Consider the following 1,723-nt stretch of genomic DNA (forward strand, 5'->3'; position numbering starts at 1 on the left):
AGCGACCCGGCGTAGGCGATGCTGATCACCGGCATCAGGATGCGGTGCATCCATTCAAGCCGGCGGGCGGCCACGCGCATCTCCTCGCGGGCGCCCTCGAAGACGGAGGAATCGAACGCGCCGGACTGTTCGAGAGCCTCGGCCTCCATGGCTTCGAGACGCTCGAGGGTGTGCTGGTGGAAGACCAGGGAGAGACCGAGCCACACCAGTCCCCCGAAGAGGACATAGAGGGCGCCGGTCATGGCGGCGGAGTCGTCGCCGAAGAGGGCGTAGAGGAGGAGCGCGACGCCGAGGGCGAGTTGGATCGACAGCCCGATGACGCTGATCGAGGTGGCCCGGCGATAGGTCAGATGATCGTTTCGCATGTGGCTGTGCGTCTGGCTGGGTTGGTGGGCGGCGCTGACTCTGCCGCCCTGACGGCGAGGGGGTGGATGCTGTGCGGAGCTCTCCCCGATCGCGCGGGAGGCCCCTCGTCGGGAAAGAAGACCGGTTGCCCGGCGTCCTGTGCCGGAGCGAGAACCCGCCGGTCCCCTGATGCGGCGCGGCCGGTCCCGCGAGACTCCGTTCGGGGGTCGGATTGTCAGGCGCCAGTGCCCGCCTGTCCACCGAACCCGGTTCGGATCATTGATGTACGAACGACCCGGCTCTATGTTCTCGTCCGGTCAGGGTCCGGTTCCCCGGCCCGCACGCTCCCCTCACCGAGGGACACTCCCCCACCGCCCCGGCGCCGCCCCCGACCGCGCCGCTCCGGGCCGGCGACGGGCCCTCCGCCTCGCCCCTTCCCCACAGGCGCTCCACCTCGCATGTTCGGACAGACCCTCGCCATCGCGCGCAACACGCTGGTCGAGAGCATCCGCCAGCCGGTGTTCTTCATCCTCGTGCTGGCGTGCGGCATCATGCAGGCGGCCAACAACTTCTTCTCCGCCTATTCGATGGGCTTCTCCGACTCGGCCGAGGTCTCGGGCGACAACAAGATGCTCCTCGACATCGGCCTGTCGACGGTGCTCGTCTGCGCCACGCTGCTCGCGGCGTTCCTCGCGACCTCGGTCGTCTCGCGCGAGATCGAGGACAAGACCGCCCTCACCGTCATCAGCAAGCCCGTCGGGCGCCCGGTCTTCGTGCTGGGCAAGTACCTCGGCATCGCCGGCGCGATCGTCGTCGGCGCGATTGCGGCCGCAATGACGCTCGCGGTCGGGCACCTTCTGATCGCCTTCGTCCGTCCGATGTGGCTGAAGCTCGTCGTGGCGATCGCCTTCGTCGCCCCTGCGGCGATCGCGGGTTTCCACGCCACTCATGGCATCGTGAAGCACCTGATGCCATCCGAGGCGTGGCAGATCGCCTTCTCGATCATCGGCGCCGTTGCGGTCGGGATCACCGCTTTCGTCCGGGTCGCTGGAATGGCGACGGCCCCAGGCCCATCCGGCCGGGATCTTGTTCGAGCCTGACCATCGTCGTCATCGTGGTTGCGGAGGACAGAGCGACGTGGCGAGAACCGCGTCCCGTCGCCACCGAGATTGCGGATGAGAAGCGTGCCACGAACCGACTGCCGCCCCTGAAAGCGACCCGCGTTGGAGCACTTGGGGCAATGCCACCACCGCATCCGTTCTTGACCCGAAGGAAGAGGCTTTTCCGGTAGCGATGGAGGGAGATGCAGCAGTCATGCCCAGACCAGGGTGACGAAGGCGATGATATCTGCCGGGACACCGGCTTTGCGGTGCGAAGC

General features: G+C 67.6%; 2 protein-coding genes. One reads left to right on the forward strand and one right to left on the reverse strand.

Annotated elements, in window-relative coordinates; genetic code table 11:
- Window positions 1–365 (reverse strand): hypothetical protein (locus KF724_13900; protein MBX3356782.1); only part of this gene is annotated, 365 nt, incomplete at its 3' end.
- 438 nt (window positions 366–803) lie between these two features.
- On the opposite strand from KF724_13900, the gene KF724_13905 reads away from it, so the two are divergent.
- Window positions 804–1,445 carry an ABC transporter permease gene (locus KF724_13905; protein ID MBX3356783.1) on the forward strand — a complete coding sequence of 214 codons (642 nt, stop codon included), beginning with the start codon at window positions 804–806 and terminating at the stop codon, window positions 1,443–1,445.
- The last annotated feature ends 278 nt before the right edge of the window (window positions 1,446–1,723 follow it).

The sequence above is a fragment of the Phycisphaeraceae bacterium genome, assembly GCA_019636735.1.
Taxonomy (GTDB): Bacteria; Planctomycetota; Phycisphaerae; order Phycisphaerales; family SM1A02; genus VGXK01.